The sequence below is a fragment of the Nitratidesulfovibrio oxamicus genome (assembly GCF_015731765.1).
Classification (GTDB): Bacteria; Desulfobacterota; Desulfovibrionia; order Desulfovibrionales; family Desulfovibrionaceae; genus Cupidesulfovibrio; species Cupidesulfovibrio oxamicus.
Map to the genome: position 1 here is coordinate 1 of NZ_VRYY01000394.1, position 2,378 is coordinate 2,378.

General features: G+C 69.0%; 2 protein-coding genes and 1 pseudogene. 1 reads left to right on the plus strand and 2 read right to left on the minus strand.

What is annotated here, in order from left to right:
* Positions 1-317: pseudogene (locus FVW20_RS12745) on the plus strand (3'-5' exonuclease); the annotation flags it as partial.
* Between the two features lie 216 nt (positions 318-533).
* On the opposite strand, the gene FVW20_RS12750 reads toward FVW20_RS12745, so the two are convergent.
* Both FVW20_RS12750 and FVW20_RS12755 read right to left on the minus strand, forming a co-directional pair.
* The gene (locus FVW20_RS12750; protein WP_196609914.1) at positions 534-1,043 is read right to left on the minus strand and encodes a 4Fe-4S dicluster domain-containing protein; all 510 of its coding nucleotides are present in this window, start codon (positions 1,041-1,043) and stop codon (positions 534-536) included.
* A gap of 10 nt (positions 1,044-1,053) precedes the next feature.
* A partial coding sequence (locus FVW20_RS12755; RefSeq protein WP_196609915.1) for a molybdopterin-dependent oxidoreductase occupies positions 1,054-2,378 on the minus strand: 1,325 nt, incomplete at its 5' end.

A 2,378-nucleotide genomic window follows, 5' to 3' on the forward strand; every position in this document is an offset into this window, starting at 1 on the left:
GGGGCGGGGCCGCGCCCCCCGGGCAGGGGACAATGCCCCCTTCGGGCGCATTCCCGGCGCCGTGCCCGCTCGCCGCGCTGGCGGACATCCCCCTCAAGGACGCGGACCTGTACGCGGTTGCCCGTGCGCTGGGGGTGGATGTGCACGGCGCGCATGACGCTCTGGGCGATGCCTGCCTGTGCGCGCAGGTCTTCCAGCGCCTGGTTCCGCTGCTGGAGCGGGGCCTTGGCCGCAGGGCCGTGTGGGGAGACCTGACCCGTGCCGCCGATGCGGCAACCTGCGGAGCCCGCAACGGGGGTGGAAGCTTCGGGCTGTGAAGCGTATCGCGCTGCCGTGCCCGTGCCGTCTGCGTCCCTCCGGTTTCCGGAAGGGCGAAATCCCCGGAATACCCCCATCCCATCCCATCCATCCCGCCCATGCATCATGACGAAGCGCCCCGTCGGAACCTCTGCTCCGGCGGGGCGCTCGATCATCATGCGGCGGCGTGGCTGCGCGGGGTCGTCAAATGACGGCTTGCGTTCCGCAGGCCCCGGTTAGCGTTCAGCCAGTGCCCGCTGCGGGGCGCGCTTGCGCTGCTCCTCGTAGCGGGGGTCGTCCTGCCCGACCAGGGAGAGCGCATGGGTGGTGCAGCCGGTGACACAGGCGGGCTTCAGCCCGGCGTCGATGCGGTCCATGCACAGGTCGCACTTCACGGCCTTGTCGCCATCCTCGTTCCACTGGGGGATGTGCCAGGGGCAGGCTTCCAGGCAGGCGCCGCAGCCGATGCAGTCGTCGGCCTCCACGTACACGATGCCGTCGGCCTCGCGCTTGGTCATGGCCCCGGTGGGGCACACGTCCACGCATTCCGGCTCCTCGCAGTGGAAGCAGGGCATGTACAGGGTGCGGTACAGGGGCGCGCCGTTCGGGCCGGGTACGGGGCCTTCGGTGAAGTGCTCGCCCAGCTTGATGCCCACGGGCATGGCGTTCTTGACCTTGCAATGGACTTCGCACGCCTTGCAGCTGATGCAGCGGCGTTCGTCGGTGACGATGCAGTAGGTGCTCATGTGCTGTCCCCTATGCCCTGGCCGCGGCCTTGCGCACGGCGACGAAGTGTTCCTGCATGGAGATGCCGCCCCCGGCCCGGTCGTAGCGTTCAAGCCCGCCGGGCATCAGTTCCTGGTCGGCCACGCCCTTGCCCCGCGCCCGCGATTCCACCGGCAGCCGGTGGCCGAAGCCGTGCACCATGAACAGTGCCTCGGGGTGCACGAAGTCGGTGACGAAGGCGCGGATGCGCCCGGCGGCGGCGCCCCGCGCGTCCAGCACTTCCAGCAGTTCGCCGTCGGCAATGCCCAGTTCTGCGGCCCTTGCGGTGTTGATCCAGGCCACGTTGGTGGGCATCTGTTCGGCCAGCAGCGGGTTGTTCACGGTGTGCCCCTGGGTGTGCAGCGCCGTGCGCCCGAAGGCGATGCGGAACATGCCCTGCGGCGGCGCTGGCGGCGCGGCGTAGGTACGCAGGCTGGGTTCACCGGCCTTGGTCCACTTGGGGCTGATCATTTCCAGCTTGCCCGAGCCGGTGGCAAACTTCAGTTCCGCGTCCTCGCGGTACTTGGGGGCATCGCACAGCTCCACGAAGCCCTTGGCGTCGAAGTCGGCCATGGTCACGCCCGTGGGCTGCAACTGGTAGTCCCAGATGTCCTCGATGCGCTCGAAGGCCAGCTTGTCCATGCCCAGCCGTTTGGCGAGACCGCACAGGATTTCCCAGTCGGCCCTGGTATCCAGCGTGGGCTGCATGGCCCGCTTGCGCACGAAGAACTGCGGCTTCAGCCCGCCCTTGGAGGCGATGATGCTTTCGCGCGAAAGGTAGGTGGACAGGGGCAGCACCACGTCGGAATGCCACGCGGTGTCGGACCACGAGAAGGTCACGCTGACCATGAGGTCCAGTCCTTCCCACTTTCGCTTCATGGCTTCGGCGTCAGGCATGGCCATCAGCGGGTCGTGGCGGTAGCAGATGTACGCCTTGACGGGGTACGGGTCGCCGGTGGCGATGGCGTCGTAGGCCAGGTTGATCAGACCGGGGCCGCCGTCGAACTGGGTGTGCCGCCAGCCCACGCCGTCTGCGCGCTTCTCTTCGGGGGCTGGGTACAGGTCCACCAGCTTCTTCAGGCCCTTGCGGCCCACGTCGCCGGGCTTGTTGGCGATGGGCAGGCCGCCCTTGGCCCCGATGGAGCCGAGCAGGGCGTTGATGATGTACGCGGTGCGACAGACGTGGAACGAATCGTCGTAGCGGGCCACCATCCAGCCGGGGTGCCAGATGACGCCCGGCGCGGCCTCGGCCAGTTGGCGGGCCAGCGCGGTGATGGCGGCGGCGGGCACGCCGGTTTCGCCTTCGGCCCACTGCG